The 17,091-nt window shown below is 72.4% G+C and carries 16 protein-coding genes; 10 read left to right on the top strand and 6 right to left on the bottom strand.

Annotated features, from left to right (window positions below):
- Positions 1–73: 73 nt before the first annotated feature.
- Positions 74–493 carry a MarR family winged helix-turn-helix transcriptional regulator gene (locus D9599_RS13900; RefSeq protein ID WP_198381834.1) on the top strand — a complete coding sequence of 140 codons (420 nt, stop codon included), beginning with the start codon at positions 74–76 and terminating at the stop codon, positions 491–493.
- Here the strand turns inward: D9599_RS13900 and D9599_RS13895 are convergent, their stop codons facing one another.
- Both D9599_RS13895 and D9599_RS13890 read right to left on the bottom strand, forming a co-directional pair.
- Positions 494–1,264, bottom strand: coding sequence for a 3-oxoacyl-ACP reductase (locus D9599_RS13895; protein ID WP_198381833.1), 771 nt, complete (start codon positions 1,262–1,264; stop codon positions 494–496). It abuts the gene before it with no gap.
- Positions 1,254–2,930 carry an electron transfer flavoprotein-ubiquinone oxidoreductase gene (locus D9599_RS13890; RefSeq protein ID WP_232480508.1) on the bottom strand — a complete coding sequence of 559 codons (1,677 nt, stop codon included), beginning with the start codon at positions 2,928–2,930 and terminating at the stop codon, positions 1,254–1,256. The genes D9599_RS13895 and D9599_RS13890 overlap by 11 nt, the downstream gene beginning before the upstream one ends.
- Before the next feature lie 128 nt (positions 2,931–3,058).
- Between D9599_RS13890 and D9599_RS13885 the strand changes: the two genes are divergently transcribed.
- Both D9599_RS13885 and D9599_RS13880 read left to right on the top strand, forming a co-directional pair.
- Positions 3,059–3,901: a uracil-DNA glycosylase gene (locus D9599_RS13885; RefSeq protein ID WP_198381831.1), complete on the top strand. Its 843-nt coding sequence runs from the start codon at positions 3,059–3,061 to the stop codon at positions 3,899–3,901.
- Between the two features lie 186 nt (positions 3,902–4,087).
- Positions 4,088–6,205 carry a lytic transglycosylase domain-containing protein gene (locus D9599_RS13880; protein WP_232480493.1) on the top strand — a complete coding sequence of 706 codons (2,118 nt, stop codon included), beginning with the start codon at positions 4,088–4,090 and terminating at the stop codon, positions 6,203–6,205.
- Between the two features lie 286 nt (positions 6,206–6,491).
- On the opposite strand, the gene D9599_RS13875 is transcribed toward D9599_RS13880, so the two are convergent.
- Entirely contained in the window at positions 6,492–7,298 is an 807-nt protein-coding gene (locus D9599_RS13875) for an aspartate dehydrogenase (RefSeq protein WP_198381830.1), read from the bottom strand.
- Between the two features lie 139 nt (positions 7,299–7,437).
- Here D9599_RS13875 and D9599_RS13870 point away from each other — a divergent pair, with 139 nt between their 5' ends.
- Complete coding sequence (locus D9599_RS13870) at positions 7,438–7,842, top strand: response regulator (protein ID WP_198381829.1); 405 nt, start codon at positions 7,438–7,440, stop codon at positions 7,840–7,842.
- A gap of 12 nt (positions 7,843–7,854) precedes the next feature.
- Here D9599_RS13870 and D9599_RS13865 read toward each other — a convergent pair whose 3' ends face one another.
- Positions 7,855–8,685, bottom strand: coding sequence for an aldo/keto reductase (locus D9599_RS13865; RefSeq protein WP_198381921.1), 831 nt, complete (start codon positions 8,683–8,685; stop codon positions 7,855–7,857).
- Positions 8,686–8,761: 76 nt separating this feature from the next.
- On the opposite strand from D9599_RS13865, the gene D9599_RS13860 reads away from it, so the two are divergent.
- Entirely contained in the window at positions 8,762–9,397 is a 636-nt protein-coding gene (locus D9599_RS13860) for a hypothetical protein (RefSeq protein WP_198381828.1), read from the top strand.
- Positions 9,398–9,429: 32 nt separating this feature from the next.
- Here D9599_RS13860 and D9599_RS13855 read toward each other — a convergent pair whose 3' ends face one another.
- Together D9599_RS13855 and D9599_RS13850 are read right to left on the bottom strand one after the other, a co-directional pair.
- Entirely contained in the window at positions 9,430–10,119 is a 690-nt protein-coding gene (locus tag D9599_RS13855; protein ID WP_198381827.1) for a VTT domain-containing protein, read from the bottom strand.
- Positions 10,116–10,973 (bottom strand): glycosyltransferase family 2 protein, encoded by an 858-nt coding sequence (locus D9599_RS13850; RefSeq protein WP_198381826.1) that lies wholly within the window; start codon positions 10,971–10,973, stop codon positions 10,116–10,118. The genes D9599_RS13855 and D9599_RS13850 overlap by 4 nt, the downstream gene beginning before the upstream one ends.
- A gap of 179 nt (positions 10,974–11,152) precedes the next feature.
- Between D9599_RS13850 and D9599_RS13845 the strand changes: the two genes are divergently transcribed.
- The 5 genes from D9599_RS13845 to D9599_RS13825 are packed head-to-tail and all read left to right on the top strand — an operon-like array spanning position 11,153 to position 17,091.
- Positions 11,153–12,238, top strand: coding sequence for a COX15/CtaA family protein (locus tag D9599_RS13845; protein WP_198381825.1), 1,086 nt, complete (start codon positions 11,153–11,155; stop codon positions 12,236–12,238).
- Complete coding sequence (locus tag D9599_RS13840) at positions 12,235–14,472, top strand: PAS domain-containing sensor histidine kinase (RefSeq protein ID WP_198381824.1); 2,238 nt, start codon at positions 12,235–12,237, stop codon at positions 14,470–14,472. The genes D9599_RS13845 and D9599_RS13840 overlap by 4 nt, the downstream gene beginning before the upstream one ends.
- On the top strand, positions 14,469–15,905 hold the full coding sequence (tldD, locus tag D9599_RS13835; protein WP_198381823.1) for a metalloprotease TldD: 1,437 nt from the start codon (positions 14,469–14,471) through the stop codon (positions 15,903–15,905). Before D9599_RS13840 ends, tldD begins: the two co-directional genes overlap by 4 nt.
- A complete protein-coding gene (locus D9599_RS13830; RefSeq protein ID WP_198381822.1) occupies positions 15,905–16,636 on the top strand; it encodes a TSUP family transporter in 732 nt (243 codons plus the stop codon). The genes tldD and D9599_RS13830 overlap by 1 nt, the downstream gene beginning before the upstream one ends.
- The gene (locus tag D9599_RS13825) at positions 16,633–17,091 is read left to right on the top strand and encodes a GNAT family N-acetyltransferase (RefSeq protein ID WP_198381821.1); all 459 of its coding nucleotides are present in this window, start codon (positions 16,633–16,635) and stop codon (positions 17,089–17,091) included. Before D9599_RS13830 ends, D9599_RS13825 begins: the two co-directional genes overlap by 4 nt.

Genomic DNA, 17,091 nt, shown 5'->3' with positions numbered 1-17,091 from the left:
CTTCCTTGCTGCCGGCGCATTCGGGCCGGGAACGGGGCGGACGTGAAGAAATATGAAAAGGGATGGGTTTCCCGTGGCTTTCACCGAGACCTACCTGCCCTATCTCCTCGCGCGGGCGAGCCATTCGGTCTCGTCCTCCTTCCACGCCTCGCTGAAGGGGTGGGACCTGTCCGTGCCGGAATGGCGGGTGCTGGCCTGCCTGGTGGAGGCGGACGGGCTGGCCGTGGGCCAGTTGGCAGAGATGGTCATGATGAAGCAGCCGAGCATGACCAAGGTGCTGGACCGGATGGAGGCCGAGGGACTGGTGCGCCGCCGCGGCGCGCGTGAGGACCGGCGGCGGGTGCTGATCCACATCACGCCCAAGGGCCGCGCGCGGGTGAAGCCGGTCCTGGCCGCCGCCCGCGCCCATCAGCGGGAAAGGCTGGCGCCCTTCGACGAGGCGGAGCGCGCGCTCATCCTCCGCGCGCTGAACCTCCTGATAGGCGAAGGCTGATCAGTCGCGAACCAGCCCGCCATCCACCACGAGGTTCTGCCCCGTCACCGCGCGGCTCCAGGGGGAAGCGAAAAAGAGAGCCGCGTCAGCGAATTCCTCGGGTGTGGTGACGCGGCGCAGCGGGGTGGACTGCGCGATGAGGTCGAAGACCGCTACCGGCGTCGCGGCGCTCGCGTCGGTGGTGCGAAGCAGCCCGCCCGAGAGCATGTTCACCGTGATCCCCTGCGGCCCGAGATCGGCGGCGGCGGTGCGGGTGAGCGAGAGCAGCGCGGCCTTGGCGGCGGTGTAATCATGGTACGGCACGACCGGATTCTGAAACAGGTTCGTGCCGATGGTGACGATGCGGCCGAAGCCGCGCTGCGCCATGGCGGGGGATGCGGCCTGGATAAGGTTCAGCGCGCCGCGGACAGAGACCGCCATCTGCGCCGCGAAGTCCGGCCAGGGGATGTCCGAGATCCTCGCCCGCTCATCCCCGTTGAAGTGGAAGTCCGAGAGGGCGTTGTGCACGATGGTCGTGACCGGCGTACCGAAGCGGATCTCGGCCGTGGAGAGCATGGCCGCGACGGCGCCGGGATCGGTGACGTCCGCCTGCATCGCCAGGGCGCGCTCCCCGAAGGGTGCGGCCACGGCGGCCGCCCCCTCGGCGCTCCGGCGGTAGTTCACCACCACCCGCGCGCCCTCCCGCCCGAAGGCGGCGGCGATGGCCGCCCCCAGCCCCCGCGGCCTGCGCCGGTGACGAGGACGACCTGCTCGCCGATCCTCACATACCACCGATGTAGTTGGGCCCGCCGCCGCCCTCCGGCGTGCGCCAGTCGATATTCTGGGTGGGGTCCTTGATGTCGCAGGTTTTGCAGTGGACGCAGTTCTGCGCGTTGATGACAAGCTGCACGGCGGCGTCGCCGGCCTCGGTCGTCGCACCCTGGCCCGTTGCCTCGGCATCCGGCGTGCCGCGCAGCTCTCGCTCCGCTTCCGGTCCAACCGCCTCATAGACGGCGGCGGGGCAGTAGCGGCTCTCGGGACTCCGGAACTGGTCCCAGTTCACGGGCTTCCAGCGCGTCGGCTCGCGCAGCACGAGGTGCGCGGGCTGGTTCTCCTCGTGGTTCGTGTTCGAGAGGAACACGGAGGAGAGGCGATCGAAGGTCAGCACGCCATCGGGCTTGGGATAGGTGATGCGCTTGCTCTCGGCAGCGGGCTTGAGCGTCTCGTGGTCGGCATGGTGCACCCAGGTCCAGGGAGCCTTGCCGCGGAAGACGTAGGTGTCGAGCGCCGCGGCGGCCATGCCGCCCCAAAAGCCGTATTTCGCAAAGCCCGGGCGGATGTTGCGCACGCTGTGCAGCTCGTCCCAGACCCAGGAGTTGCGGATGGCCTCGGGGTAGCTCTCCAGCACCGGCGGCGGGCTGCCGCTGGCGAGCGCGGCGGCCACGGCCTCGGCCGCCACCATGCCGCTCTTCATCGCGGTGTGCGTGCCCTTGATCTTCGGCACGTTGAGGAAGCCCGCCGTGTCGCCCACCAGCATGCCGCCGGGGAAGACGAGGCGCGGCACGGATTGCGCACCGCCCTCGTTCAGCGCGCGGGCGCCATAGGCGATGCGCTTGCCGCCCTCGAGGAAGCCGCGCACGGCCGGGTGGGTCTTGAAGCGCTGGAACTCGTCGAAGGGCGAGAGCCAGGGGTTCTTGTAATCGAGCCCGACGACGAAACCGATGGAGACGAGGTTCTCGCCGAGCATGTAGAGCCAGGAGCCGCCATAGGTGTCGCTCTTCAGCGGCCAGCCCGTGGAGTGCCACACCAGGCCCGGCGTGTGCTTCTCCTTCGGGATTTCCCACAGCTCCTTCATGCCGAGGGCGAAGGTCTGCGGCTGGCAGTCCTTGCGCAGGTCGTACATCTCGAACAGGCGCTTGGTTAGCGAGCCGCGGCAGCCCTCGGCGAAGATCGTGTAGGTGGCGCGGAGCTCCATGCCCGGCTGGTAGTCCGGCCCCTCCTCGCCCTCCTTCGTGATGCCCATCACGCCGGCGACCACGCCCTTCACCTGCCCCTCCTCGACCACGAGGTCGGAGGCGGCGAAGCCCGGGTAGATCTCGATGCCCATCGCCTCGGCGCGCGCGCCGAGCCAGCGGCAGACATTGCCGAGGGAGACGATATAGTTGCCGTGGTTGTCCATGGCCGGCGGCGTGGGCAGCTTGATGGCGCGCTTCTCGGTCAGCAGCATGAAGCGGTCGTCGCCGGCCGGCGTCATCAGCGCCGGCGGGTCGTCGCGCCAGTCCGGGAACAACTCGTCCAGCGCGCGCGGCTCCAGCACCGCGCCCGACAGGGTATGGGCGCCGATCTCGGAGCCCTTCTCCACGAGGCAGACGGTAGCGTCCGGCGCGGCCTGTTTCAGCCGGATGGCGGCCGCCAGCCCGGCCGGGCCACCGCCGACCACCAGGACGTCGAATTCCATGCTCTCGCGGTCTGACACGGGGGCTCCTCCTGAACTTGCCTCGGATGTAGCGCTGGCCTGGGCCGGCTGTAACCCCATGCCCCTGCATGGCATTGCACAGGGGTCATCGGGGAGGCGATACCAGGGGAATGGAGTTGGACGAGGCTGAGACCGCGGCCCTGCTCGCCGCGCTGGAGCTGCAGATCGCCTGGGGCGCCGACGAGGCGCTTGAGGAGGTGCCGCAGGACCGCACCCGCGCGCGGGCGGCCCCTATGGCGGCGCCCGCGGTGGCCGAGGTCGCGCGGCCGGCCATGCCCTCCCCGCCACCCTCCCCCGCCCGCCCGGCCGCCCCGCCTGCCGCAGCTTTCGCTCCTGCCGCCCTCCGCGCCGGCGAGCTGGCGGCGGGGGCCGACAGCCTGGAGGCGCTGCGGGAGGCGCTCGCCGCCCTCAACCACCCGCTGCGGGAGACGGCGGGGAACCTCGTCCTGGCCGATGGGGTTCCGGATTCGGGCCTCGTCCTCATCGGGGAGGCGCCGGGGGCGGACGAGGACCGGCAGGGCAAGCCCTTCGTCGGTGTCTCCGGCCGACTGCTGGACCGGATGCTTGCGAGCATCGGGGTGGAGCGGGCGCGGAATGCCTATCTGACCAATATCCTTCCCTGGCGGCCGCCGGGAAACCGCACCCCGACCGACGCGGAGATGACGGTCTTCACGCCCTTCGTTCTGCGCCACCTCTCCCTCGTGCGGCCGCGCCACATCGTTCTTCTGGGCGGCACCGCGGCCAAGGCGCTGCTGCGGCGGAACGAGGGGATCACCCGACTCCGCGGCCGCTGGCACAGCCTCGATGTGCCCGGGCTGGGACCGGTTCCGGCGCTCGCAACGCTGCACCCGGCCTATCTCCTGCGGCAGCCGGCGGCCAAGCGGGATGCCTGGACCGACCTTCGGCTGCTGCGCCGCGCCCTGGATGCTCCGCCGCCTGAAGCGGTTCATTGAACGGAACGTGAAGAGCGCACGACCGCCAAGCCATTGATTCTCGTCCGTCGGAGGCCGCCATCACGCGCTCGCGGGTTGTCCAGCTCGGCATCAGCCCTTAACGCCTGCGTCCTTATGCGAGCTTCCCCCCCCGGGCTCGATCGCCGTCCCCCCCGGCGAAGGCGCGCGGCGTGGCTGGCTTTGGTGATGGCGTTCGCCCTGTGCGCGCCAGTTGCCGAGGCCGCCCCGCATCGCGCATCGGAGAGCCATCCGCGCCGCGAGCAGGTCCTGCCGCGCGACCACCAGCGGGCGACCCGTGCCGCCGCACCGCGGCCAGGCCCCGCCCGCGCGGCCGGACGCCAGGCCCATGCGGCGGCCGAGGCGCCCCGGAAGGCGCGGCACGGCCGTGCCCAGGCCACGGCCCAGCCGGCATCGCGGGGTTCAAAGGCGCGCGGCGCCCGCACCGTACAGCGAGACACGCGGGGCCGCCCGCCGCTCCGCCTCGTCGAGGTCATCCCGCACGAGCCGGAGCCTATTACGCTCACCCGCCCCGCCGGGCGGCTGCGGGAGATGGTGACACCGCAGGAGATCGCCCTCTCCTTCGCGCGCACGCCGCTCGCGGCGGCAGCCCAGCCGCCCGCGCCCATGCGGCTGCCCCAGCCCCTTGCCCCTTCCGATGCGGCCCGGCTGCGGCGGATCTTCGAGCTGCAAGCGCGCGGCGAGATGGCTCAGGCCATGCGCGAGGCCGAGCGGCTAGAGGATCGCCGCCTGATCGGCCACGTGCTGGCGGACCGCTGGCGCTCCGGTGGGGTAGAACCGAGCACTGCCGAGCTGCGCGCCTGGCTCTCCGAGAACGCGGACTACCCGGACGCGCCGCGGCTGCACGCGATGCTGGTCGCCCGTCTGCCGCGCGGCGCGGAGGTGCCCCCCCTGCCCGGCGAGCCCGCGGCCGAGGCGGTGCCCGCCCCAGGCCAGGAGGTGCCGCCAGAGGAGCGCGAGCCGCCCACCGCCGCCCGCGCGCCGATGCTGCGCAACCCTGCCCTCGACCGCACAGTGCGGGAAATGGCCGCCCGTGGCGAGGTGGCGGAGGCGCTGCGGCACATCGCGAGCACCCGCGGCATGACGCCGTCCTATGCCGCGGCGCTCCAGACGGATGTGGCGCAGGCCCTCTTCACCTCCGGCAAGGATGCGGAGGCCTTCCGCGTCGCCTCCATGGCCGCCCGCGTGCCTGGGGCGCCGGCCCAGGCGGCCTATCTCGCCGGGCTCTCCGCCTGGGGGCTCGGGCAGTACGACGGGGCCCTGCCCTTCTTCGAGATGGCCGCGCGCAACGAGGCGGCGCCCGCCGTGCTGCGCTCCGCCGCCGCCTTCTGGACCGCCCGCGCCGCCGTCCGCTCCCGCCGGCCGCAGGGCTACGTGCCCTGGATGCTCCAGGCCTCCCAGGAGCCGCGCACCTTCTACGGGCTGGTCGCGCGCCGCGCCCTCGGCCTGCCCCCTGGCTTCGCCTGGGAGAGCGATGTGGCCGGGGAAGCCGAGGCCGCCGCGCTGGCCGAGACTGCCGGGGGCTGGCGCGCTCTCGCCCTCATCCAGATAGGCCAGAAGGCGCGCGCCGAAGCGGAGCTGCGCCGCCTCTGGTCGGTCGCGCAGGGCAATCCGGCACTCGCCCGCGGCATGCTGGCCGCGGCGACGGGTTCGGGCATGACGGAGCTGGCGACGATGCTCGCCTCCCAGGCCCAGGCCGCGGACGGGCGGCCGCGCGACTACGCCCGCTTCCCCGTGCCGCGGCTGGAGCCGCAGGGCGGCTGGCGGGCCGATCCCTCGCTCATCTACGGGCTGGCGCGGCAGGAATCGAACTTCGACCCCGATGCCGTCTCCCCGGCCGGAGCGCGCGGGCTGATGCAGGTGATGCCCGCCACCGCCGCCTATATCACCGGCGACGCGGCCCTGCGCGACGGGGGCAGCCGCCGTCTGCACGACCCCGGCTACAGCCTGGAGCTCGGGCAGCGCTACCTGCTCCAGCTCTCCGGCCAGGAGAACGTGCAGGGGAACCTCATTCGACTCCTCGCGGCCTACAATGCGGGGCCAGGCAATCTCTCGCGCTGGATGCCTGCCAACGGGCACCGCGACGACCCCTTCCTGTTCATGGAAAGCATCCCTTTCAACGAAACGCGCGCCTATGTGCAGCGCGTGCTCGCCTATTCCTGGATCTACGCCAGCCGCCTCGGCCTGCCCGCGCCGAGCCTCGACGCCCTGGCCGCCGGCAGCGCGCCGCGCTTCCTCGGCGTGGACGAACTGGCCCGGATGGTGGCGCGCGGGCGGGCTTCCTAAGGGCGGGCCTCGTTCTCGGCTGGTGACGCTGGGGAGGGAAAGAAGGAATTCTCCCCCTCCCCAGCCCCCTCACCATCATCTTTCTCTACCTGTTTGAACGGCTTCGTGGCCGGTGCGCCTCGGGTCACTCACCCGGGGCGACCGCACGCCCAGGAAGGGCGCTCAAGAACACCGCCCCCGATCATCGCATCCGCGACAGCCAAGCGGGGATCCAAGCGCCTCAGGCCCTTGGCGGGTGAGGTGCCGGAGAGGGCAGAGCCCTCTCCGGCGGCCACCAGAACCGGCCTCAGGTACCGACGCGCAGCGGTGCCCTCATCCGGCGCAGGCAGGCGAGGACCGAGAGGGCGGTGATGCGGCCGGTCTTGGGGTTCTCGCTCGGGATGTTCTCGATCAACATGGAGAAGCTGGCCGAGTCCGCCTCCACCTCGATGCGGTGGGTGTTGCGGGTCAGCGCCGGGTCCGCCCAGATCTCGAGTTCGGTCCGGTCCGGGCCGATCCCGGCGAGCGAGAGGGCCACGGCGACGTTGAGGTTCGCCGGAAAGCCGATCGCGGCTTCGCGCGGGGTGCCCTTGAAGACGCGCAGGGGTTCCGTGATGTCATCGATCGCGATGTTGTTCTCGACGAGGTAGGGGGCGCCGAGAAGGCCGCGCACGGGCTTTCGCGTCACCATCCTCACGGAGTGGATCACCCCTTCCGCCGCGGCGGCCACGGCGTCGAGGCCGAGCAGCGCGCCGGTGGGCACGGTGATCTGCCCGCCGTGCTCGCGCGCGAGGTCGATCAGGTGCCCTGCCCGCAGCAGCGCGCCGGCGCTCAGCACGACCACGCCCTTGCCAGAGCGCAGGAAGGGTTCTGCGATGGCCGGGAGGAGCGCGGCCGGCGCGGCTTCCACCACGATATCAGCCAGGGTTTCGAGGTCCTCGAGCGGCACGACGGGCACGTCCGCGGCCAGACGGGCGCGAGCGGCCCCGAGGTCGCGCGCGGAAACGGCGGCGAGCGTGCAGCCGGGCAGCCCCGCTTCCAGCGCGGCGACGACCGCCGTTCCCACCGCGCCCAGTCCGGCCACGGCGACGCGCAACGGTGCCCCTCTGCTCATCTGAATCCCTCTATTTCACCTAGTGCGACAAGAGCCCTCTTCGCCCACGGCCGCAACCCGCACCGGTCTTGTCATCGTCTTCCAATCCTTCGTTACCGAACAATCCCCGTTTCTCCGCGTTATGCGTGCGGAGGATTGCATGAACTTGCCCGGGCCGAACTTCGACGTGGTGGTGCTGGAAGACGACGACCTTGTGCGGGATGTCCTGACGGACATCATCGAGGCGGAAGGCTTTGCCGTTCGGCCGGCCACCACGGCCGACGATGCGCTGGAGCAGATTGCCTCCAGCGCGGGCTGCAGCCTGCTGCTGACAGATATCGACCTTGGCCCTGGCCCGTCCGGTTTCGACGCCGCACGCCTGGCGCAGGAGCAGCATCCTGACCTGCCGGTGATCTATCTCACCGGCCGGCCAGCGCATGGGAACGGGCGGGAGTTCGGGCCGAAGGAGCGTTTCCTCCGCAAGCCCTTCCGCACGCGGGAGCTGGTGGACGCCATGCGTAGCCTTGGGGTGAACCCACCCGGCGCGGAGCACGGCGTCCAGTAGGCACGCCCGCCGTCAGAGCATCGCGAGCGCGGTCTTGCGCCGCGGTGGCGGGAAGGCGGCGTCGAGGTCGCGCAGGTCTTCCTCCGAGAGCGATATCGCGGCGGCGGCCGCATTCTCGCGGACATGCGCAGGGTCGCCGGCCTTGGGAATGGCGATCACGCCTTTCCTCCGCAGCACGAAGGCCAGGGCGATCGCGGCCGCCCCGGTGCCGTGCCGCGCCGCGACCTTCAGCAGCGCCGGGTTGCACAGCAGGCGCCCGCCCTGCCCCACCGGCGAATAGGCCATAACCGGCATCTCCTTCTCCGCGCAGAAGGGAAGAAGGCTGTATTCCGGGCCGCGCGCATCGAGGTTGTACAGCACTTGATCGGTCGCGCAGTCCGGCAGCGCAGCGCCGAGTTCCTCAAGATCGTCCAGGTCGAGGTTTGAAACACCCCAACGGCGGATCTTGCCGGCGCGGATAAGCGCCTCGAAGGCCTCCACCGTCTCGGTGAGCGGCACGCCGCCGCGCCAGTGGAGAAGGTAGAGGTCGATCGTCTCCATCCCCAGGCGCCGTAGGCTCGCCTCGCAAGCCTTGGCCATGCGCGCGCGGGAGGCGTTCTGCGGATAGACCTTGCTGACGACGAAGGCCTCGTCTCGACGGCCCGCGAGCGCGTCGCGCACCACCTCCTCCGCGCCGCCGTCAGCGTACATCTCGGCCGTGTCGATCAGCTTCAGGCCGAGGTCGAGGCCGAGGCGCAGCGCGTCGGCTTCGGCCCGACGGTCGGCACCGCGCTCGCCCATGTGCCAGGTGCCCTGGCCAAGGGCGGGCACCTCCGTGCCGTCGGGAAAGCGGATCTGGCGCATGCGGGGGTCTCCGGGCGGTTCCTTGGTCACGCGATCGCGGGAAGCGGCGGCGCGGCTGCCGTGCGAATGTGGGGTCATGCTTCGTCTTTTCGCCCTCTTCCTCCTCGCCGCGGGGCCTGCCCTCGCGCAGGGGGCGCCGCCGGCCGTTGGAACGGAGAGCTTCGGGCCCTGGCTGCTTTCCTGCCGGCTCGACCGCATGACGGACCGCGCGGAGTGCCGGATGATGCACAACCGGCCGGTGCTGCCCGCCTCGCCGGGTCTGGCGCCCCTCGTGCTGGAGGTGGCGGAGCGCGGCGGGCGGCTGGTGCCGGTGGTGGCGGCGCGCGACCTCTCACTGGAGGGAGCGGCGCGCGGGGCGTTGGCGCTGGCCGGCACGGTGCAGTTGCGCTTCCCGCCCAACCGCCTCTTCGAACTGCCCTGCGCTCTGGAAGGGTTCTCCCTTGTCTGCGCCCCGCGTGAGGCGGACCTGGCCCGGGCCGCAGCGGAGTTGCCCGGAGCGGACCGCGTGCTGGTGCGGGTTGGAGGGATGCTGGTGCCCGAGGCTCAGACGATGGCGGAGCCGGTGGAGCTCCGGCTTTCCGACACCCCGGGCGCGCTGGCCCGCTTCCGCGCCCGCCAGCCCGAGGGCAGTGCGCCGCCGCCCGCCCCTTCCGGGTTGTTCGATCTGCTGGGGCGGGTGATGGGACTGCTGGGCGCGCCTGGCTGGCGCTGAGGCCAGCCCTTCGCCCCGGCAGTGCGGGCCGCTCAGGCCGTCGGCGGCTCGCGGCGCAGCAGCCAGGCGCCGAGCGCGACGGAGACGAGGAAGAGCGCCCCGCCAAGGACGAGTTGCGCCACGCGGTCCACCGCCACCCCGTTGCCCAGCAGGGCAAAGACGAGGGTTTGCGGCAGGTAGCCGATGGCCGAGCCGAGGACGAAGGGCGCCATCCGCACGCCCGAGAGCCCCGCGAGGAGGTTGAGGGCGAGATTGTTGCCGACCGGCAGCAGCCGCAGCGCGAGGGTGGCGCCGAAGGGGCTGGCCACCAGCCGGTCGTGGAGCGGGCGCAGGCGGCGCCCGAGGCGGCCTTCCAGCCGGCGCGCTGCCCAGTCGCGCCCGAGCAGCCGCGCCCAGCCGAAGGAGGCCGCGCAGCCGAGGACCTGCGCCACCAGCGCCAGCCCCGTGCCGACCGGCGCGCCGAAGGCGTAGCCACCGAGGAAGGCGACGCCCTGCCGTGGCAGCCCCGCCGCCGCCGCCGCCGCTCCCACCGCGAGGAAGACCGCCTCCCCCTGCAATCCCTGGCCGCGGATCCAGTGGTCCACCCAGACGGTGCCGGTCTCGCTGCCGGGCGCGAGGCCGAGAGTGCGGATGATCCAGCCTGCGAAGCCGAGGCCCAGCGCCAGAAGCGCCAGCCTTCCGGCCGCCGCAACCGCCGGGCGCGGGGGAGCCGCTGTGCTCACGCTGCGGGCGCTCCGGGATGCGTCGCGTCCTCGGGCAGCAGGCGCGGGCGTTTCCAGCGGCGCTGGAGCCACATCATGCCCAGCAGATCCACGATGCCCACTGCCAGGCGGTCCAGCGTGCCGTAGTTGGAGACGCCGCGAACGCGCGGGCGGTGCCCCACGGGCTCGCTGACGACCCGCCCTCCGCCGCGGAGCACAAGGGCCGGCAGGAAGCGGTGCATGTGGTCGAAATGAGGGAGGCTCAGGAACAGGTCCCGCGCGAAGACCTTCAGGCCGCAGCCGGTATCGGGCGTCGCGTCGCCCAGCAGCCGGGCGCGCACGCGGTTGGCGATGCGGCTGGTCAGGCGCTTCGTCGTTGTATCCTTGCGGGTCTTGCGCCAGCCCGCGACGAGCGCTCCCTTCCCTTCCGTCCGGGCGCGGGCCCAGAGACGGGGGATATCGGCCGGATCGTTCTGCCCGTCGCCGTCCAGGGTCGCGATCCAGGGGGCGCGGGCGGCGCGCACGCCGCTGACCACGGCCGCCGACTGCCCACAGGAGGTGGCGTGGCGCAGCAGCCGTACCGGCGCGGAGCGAGCGGCCTCGCGCACGGCCTCCGCGGTGCCGTCGGTGGAGCCGTCGTCCACATAGACGATCTCGTGCGGCACGCCCGCCAGGGCCGCGGTGATCTCGGCGACGAGCGGCACGATGTTGGGGGCCTCGTTCCGCACAGGTACGACGACACTGATCTCGGGGCTGATCGCGGGCGCGGAACCGGGCCCCTCGCCGGAGCGGCCGGGCTCGGCCAGCGGCCCGGGGAGCGCGGTCTCGGAGGGACCGGAAGCCGGGCTGCCGGGCAGGGAGGGAGGCAGGGACATCCGGCGGCCGGGGGTAGCAGGGGGCCGGAGGCGCGTCCAGCGCGGCGGTCCTGAAAGCCTCCCGGGCGCGGGCAAACCGTTTCGGAGACCGAGAGGTCTCATGGCACCCTTGCCCCGCATGGCCGTGCGTACTTCTTTGGGGTGCAGTAATCTGTTGGCCACCCTATTTGCCGGACATCATGCCTTTCGACGCCCAAGCTCCTTATCTCAGCACCGCGGCCGCGCCGGATGGCCGCTCACGCGCCGTGGCGACCTGGCTGCTGGTGGTGGCCGCGATGGTCTGGGTGATGGTGGCGCTCGGTGGTGCGACACGCCTCACGGGGTCGGGCCTCTCGATTATGGAATGGGCGCCCTTCCGGGGCACCCTGCCGCCGCTGAACGAGGCGGAGTGGAACCGGCTCTACGACCTCTACCGCACGATCCCGCAATATGAGCTGGTGAACCGCGGCTTCGGCCTGGAGGGCTTCAAGGGCATCTTCTGGCTTGAGTGGACCCACCGGCTCTGGGGGCGGCTGATCGGGCTCGTCTACGCGGCCGGCCTCGTCTGGTTCTGGCTGCGCGGGGGTATACCGCGGGGCTACGGCCGGCGGCTGCTGGTGCTTCTCGCGCTCGGCGGGCTGCAGGGCGCAGTGGGCTGGTTCATGGTTGCCTCCGGCTTCGAGGCGGACCGCACGGCCGTCTCGCCCTGGCGGCTGGTGATCCATCTCGGCCTCGCGCTGTTCCTATTCGGCGCGCTGCTCTGGACCGCGCTGTCGCTCCTCCACCCGCGCCGGGACGCGCCGGCGGAGGCCGCGTCGCTGCGGCCGCTGGCCCATGCGGCAGCGGGGCTGGTGGTGCTGGCCATGCTGGCGGGCGGCTTCGTCGCGGGCATCCGCGCCGGTCTCGACTACAACACCTTCCCGCTGATGGGCGGGCGGCTGGTGCCGGAAGGCTATGGAGCGCTGACCCCCTTCGGGCGCAACCTCGTGGAGAATGTCGCGGCGGTGCAGTTCAACCACCGCCTGCTGGCGAGCCTCGCGGGCCTCGTCTCCCTCGTGCTGGCGGGGCTGGCGCTGCGGCGGCTCCCGGCGGGCTGGGCGCGACACGCGGCGGTCGGCTTCGCGGGGGTGGTCATGCTGCAATACTGCCTCGGGGTCGCGACGCTGCTGAACGTCGTGCCGGTTTGGCTGGGTACGCTGCACCAGACGGTCGCGGTGGGTGTCCTGGCGGGTGCCCTCATCCTCCTGCACGGCCTGCGAAGGCCACGTCCGGATCGCGGGGAGTGACGGCCTCCCCTCCCGGCGACATCCCTCTTCGGGCCGTGCTCGATACCCTGCCCGCGGGAGTGGCGATCTTCGACGGCGCGGGAATGCTGCAGTACGCCAATCCCGGCTTCTGGGCCCAGGCCGGCCTGGGCACGGAAGCCCTCCCCCCGGGCACCTCCTCTGCCGAGGTGACCGCGCGGCTCGCCGAGGCCGGGGATTTCGGCCCCGTGGCCGGCGCCGCCCCGCCCATCCTTCACCATGCGCGGCCGCATCGTCAGCTCGTCAGGAGCGTCGGCGGGCGCCGGCACGAGGTGACGAGCACGCCCTTGCCGGGCGGTGGGTCGGTGCTTCTCTCCGTGGACATCACGGGCGTCCGCCGCTCTGAATCGGAGGCGGTGGAGCACGCGGCACTGCTGGAGGCGATCCTTGAGCGGCTCGACACTGGCGTCTCGGTCACGGACGGCGCCTCGCGGCTGACCTATTTCAACCGGGCCTATGAGGCCCTGATCGGCGCGGGGCCCGGGGGCGTCCGCCTCGGCATGACGCGCGCCGAACTGGTCGAGCGGCTGCGCCAAGCAGGCGAGCTGGACCGTATGGCGCCGGAGGACGTGGTCAACCTCACCCTCACAAAGGTGGAGGGCACGACCGTGTTCCGGCGGGAGCGGCCGGACGGCTCCACCCTCTGGATCCGCGCGCGCCCGGTGCCGGAGGGCGGCGTGCTCACCGAGGTCGGCGACGTCACCGCCCTTCGCCAGGCCGAGCAGGAGGCGCAGGACCGCGCGAAGCTACTCGATGGCGTGCTCTCCGCCCTGCCGCACGGCGTCCTCGTCTACGGGCCCGACAAGCGCGTGCGCATGGTGAACGACGCTTATCAGTCCATCATGGCGGGATCGGAGGTCACGGTCGGCGAGCACATGCGCGACATTGCGGCGCGGCGGATCGCGCAGGGCGAGTACGGCCCCGACGGCCGGGACGTGCCGCCCTTCCTCGTCGAGGACCGGCCCCTGCCGTCTGAGCTGACCGAGCGCAGGCGCTTGCGGCCCAATGGCACCATCATGACGGTCCGTATCGTGCCGCTGCCGGACGGCGGGCAGGTGGTGGTGATGACTGACGTCACCGCCCTGACCCATGCCGAGGAGCAGGCGGAGCGCCGCGCGGCGACGCTGCGCGCCATGCTGGACAACCAGCCCGACGGCGTGGCCCTCTTCGACGCCCAGGCCAACCTGATCGCGGCCAATGCGCTCGCCGCGCAGATGGCGGGGCTGACCGAGGAGCAGATGAAGCCCGGCCGGAACCTGCTGGAGCTTCGCGCCCTGCAGGTGGCGGCGAAGGAGTTCGGCCCGGACGCGAAGGACGCGCAGAGCTTCGTCGAATCCCGCGGGGAACGGTTGCTGGAGACGCGCAACCGCTACGTCCGCCGCCGGCCGGATGGCACGGTGCTGGAGGTGCGCACCGACCTCACTCCCGATGGCGGCTTCATCCGCACCTATCGCGACGTGACGGAGGAGCGGCGCGTGCGGGCCGAGCTGGAGGCCGCGCGCGACGCGGCCGAGGCGGCCTCCCGCACGAAATCGGGCTTCCTGGCCACGATGACGCATGAGCTGCGCACGCCGCTCCACGTGGTGATCGGCTTCTCCGAGGCGATCCTCGAGGAGAGCCGGCCGGAACTGATCCGCGCGCACGCCGCCGAGGTCCTGGCCGCGGGGCAGCAGCTTCTGAACTTGGTGGATGGGTTGCTGGAGGCGACGCGGATCGAGGCCGGCACGCTCTTCCTGCGCGAGGCGGTCTTCGACCCCGCGCCGATCCTGCGCGCCGCCAGCCTCGCCCGCCGCAAGGCGGTGAAGGAGGCGGGGATCGACCTTTGCCTCGACGTGCCGGAAGGGCTGCCGCCCATGCGCGGGGATGCTGCGCGACTGCGGCAGGTGCTCGACGCGCTGCTCTCCAACGCCGTGAAGTTCACCCCCGTGGGCGGGCGAGTGACGCTGGCCGCATCGCCGGCCGAGGGAGGTGGCTGCCTCATCACCCTCGCCGATACGGGCATCGGCATGACGCCCGAGAATATCCCCCGCGCCTTCGAGGCCTTCACGCAGCTCGAGGCGGGGCTGGACCGGCGCTACGCCGGTTCCGGCCTCGGCCTCTACCTCGCCCGCGCGCTGACGGGGGCGATGGGAATCGACCTGACCCTCGACAGCACGCCTGGCCTGGGTACCACCGTGACGCTGGCCGTGCCGCCGGCCGATGAGGTAACCGCATGAGCAACGACACGCCGCTCGACACCACCTCCCGCCTCTTCTTCCGCGAACTCGACGCCGGCGAGGCTGCCCGTGTCACCGCCGACGCCCTCTCCGGCGCCGAGGACGGCGAGCTGTTCCTCGAGTACCGCGAGAGCGAGATGCTGAGCCTGGAGGACGGGCGCATCCGCTCCGCGACCTTCGACACCCAGCGCGGCTTCGGCCTGCGTGCCGTGCGGGGCGCGGCAGCGGCCTATGCCCATGCGGGCGAGGTCACCGCCCCCGCCCTGAAGCGCGCCGCCGCCGCCGTGCGCGGCCTGCCCGGCGATGGCGCCATCCGCCTGGCCGAGCCGCCGCGCGCGACCAATGCCCGGCTTTACGACCCCGCCAACCCGCTGCACGCGATGGACTTCGCCGCCAAGGCCGCGCTGCTGGCCGAGATCGATGCCTTCGCCCGCGCGCGCGACCCGCGCGTGGTGCAGGTGATGGCCTCCCTCTACGGCGAATGGCAGGCGGTGCGGATCCTGCGGGGCGACGGGCGGGAGGTGGCGGACCTGCGCCCGCTCGTGCGGCTGAACGTCTCCGTGGTGGTGGAGGCCGACGGGCGGCGGGAAACCGGCAGCTACGGGATGGGCGGGCGCTTCGCCTATGACCGCGTGCTCGGCGCCGATTCCTGGAAGGCGGCGGTGGACGAGGCGCTGCGCCAGGCGGTGCTCAACCTCGGCAGCGTGCCCGCGCCGGCCGGGGAGATGGAGGTGGTGCTCGGCCCGGGCTGGCCGGGCATCCTGCTGCACGAGGCGATCGGGCACGGGCTGGAGGGCGACTTCAACCGCAAGGGCACCTCGGCCTTCGCGGGGCTGATGGGCCAGCGCGTGGCCTCCAAGGGCGTGACGGTGGTGGACGACGGCACCATCCCCGACCGCCGCGGGTCCCTCACCGTGGACGACGAGGGCACGCCGACGAGCCGTACGGTGATGATCGAGGACGGCATCCTCACCGGCTTCATCCAGGACCGGCAGAACGCGCGGCTGATGGGCGTGGCCCCGACCGGCAACGGGCGCCGGCAGAGCCACGCGCATGCCCCGATGCCGCGGATGACGAACACGGTGATGCTGGGCGGCGAGCACTCGCCGGAGGAGATCATCCGCAGCGTGAAGCGCGGCCTCTATGCCGTGAACTTCGGCGGCGGGCAGGTGGACATCACCTCCGGCAAGTTCGTCTTCTCCGCCTCGGAGGCCTACATGATCGAGGACGGTAGGATCGGCGCGCCGGTCAAGGGCGCGACGCTGATCGGCGACGGGCCGAGCGCGCTGACGCAGGTTTCCATGATCGGCAACGACATGGCGCTGGATGCGGGCATCGGCACCTGCGGCAAGCAGGGCCAGGGGGTGCCGGTGGGCGTCGGGCAGCCCACGCTGAAGATGCGCGGGCTGACGATCGGCGGCACGGCGGTCTGATGGCGGCGGGGGGGTTGGGCCTCGACCTCTCTCAATTCGTCCTCGCCACTCTTGTCATGGCGGCGGCGGCCGTCGTGCAACTCGCCGCCGGAGTAGGCGCCGCCCTCGTCGGCGCGCCCCTGCTGCTGCTGATCGAGCCGCGGCTGGTGCCGGCGGCCTTCTCGGCGGCGATGATGGCGCTTCTCTTTGGCCAATGGCGCTCCAACGCCGGCTCGGTGCCGCCTGGACTGCTTCTGCCGGCTGTCACGGGGGTCGTGCTGGGCACCGGGATCGGCATGATGCTGGCCGTCGCTTGGCCCGGCCTCGCCTCGCGCCGGGGATGCGGCGGGGTGATCCTCGCGGCGGCGGTGCTGACCATCCTCTCCCCCCAGGTCAGGCCGCGCGGGCGGGTGCTGGGCCTCGCCGGGCTCGTCTCGGGCGTCATGGGTGGACTGGCGGCGGTGCATGGGCCGCTCGTCGGCCTTGCCGTGTCGCGGCTGCGGCCCGAGGCGGCGCGGGGATTTCTCGGGCTGTTCTGGCTGATCGCGCAGGGCACGCTCCTGCTCATGGCCGTGCCGGCGGGGCGCGCGGACTGGGGCACGCCGCTGCTCGCGCTTCTCCTCCTGCCGGGGCTGGCCCTCGGCGCGGTCCTCTCCGGCCCGGCGCAGCGCTGGCTGGTGGGGCCGCGCCTGCGCGCCGGCATCCTCGGCCTGGCCGTAGTGACCGGCGGCCTGCTAGTGGCCGCGGGATGAACAGTCTTCGTCTCGCGCGCCCCGGGGAGGCGGAAGCGGTTCACGCCCTCGTCCAGCGGGCCTACGCGCCCTACGTGCCGCTGCTCGGCCGGCGGCCGGCGCCGATGGACGACGATTTCGCAGCCCGCATCGCGCTCGGGCAGGCGCATGTGCTGGAGCGGGATGGAACCATCGTGGCCCTCGCGGTGATCGAGGCGCGGGCGGACCACCTCTGGATTGACGACCTGGCGGTGGAGCCGGCGATGCATGGTCAGGGCATCGGCCAGCTCCTGCTCGCCTTCGCCGAGGCCGAGGCGCGGCGGCTGGGTCTGGGTGAGCTGCGGCTGCTGACGAACGAGCGGATGGTGCGGAACCGGGCGATCTACGCGCGCGCAGGGTTCGGCGAGACGGACCTCGTGGAGGAAGGCGGGCTGCGGCGGGTCTATATGGCGCGGCGGCTGGGCGCTTCCTCCTGA

Origin of the sequence: Roseomonas sp. KE2513, from assembly GCF_016107305.1 — a bacterium.
GTDB lineage: Bacteria > Pseudomonadota > Alphaproteobacteria > Acetobacterales > Acetobacteraceae > Roseomonas.
The sequence above is the reverse complement of the archived record's forward strand: the minus strand, read 5'-3'. Positions and strand labels throughout refer to the sequence as shown.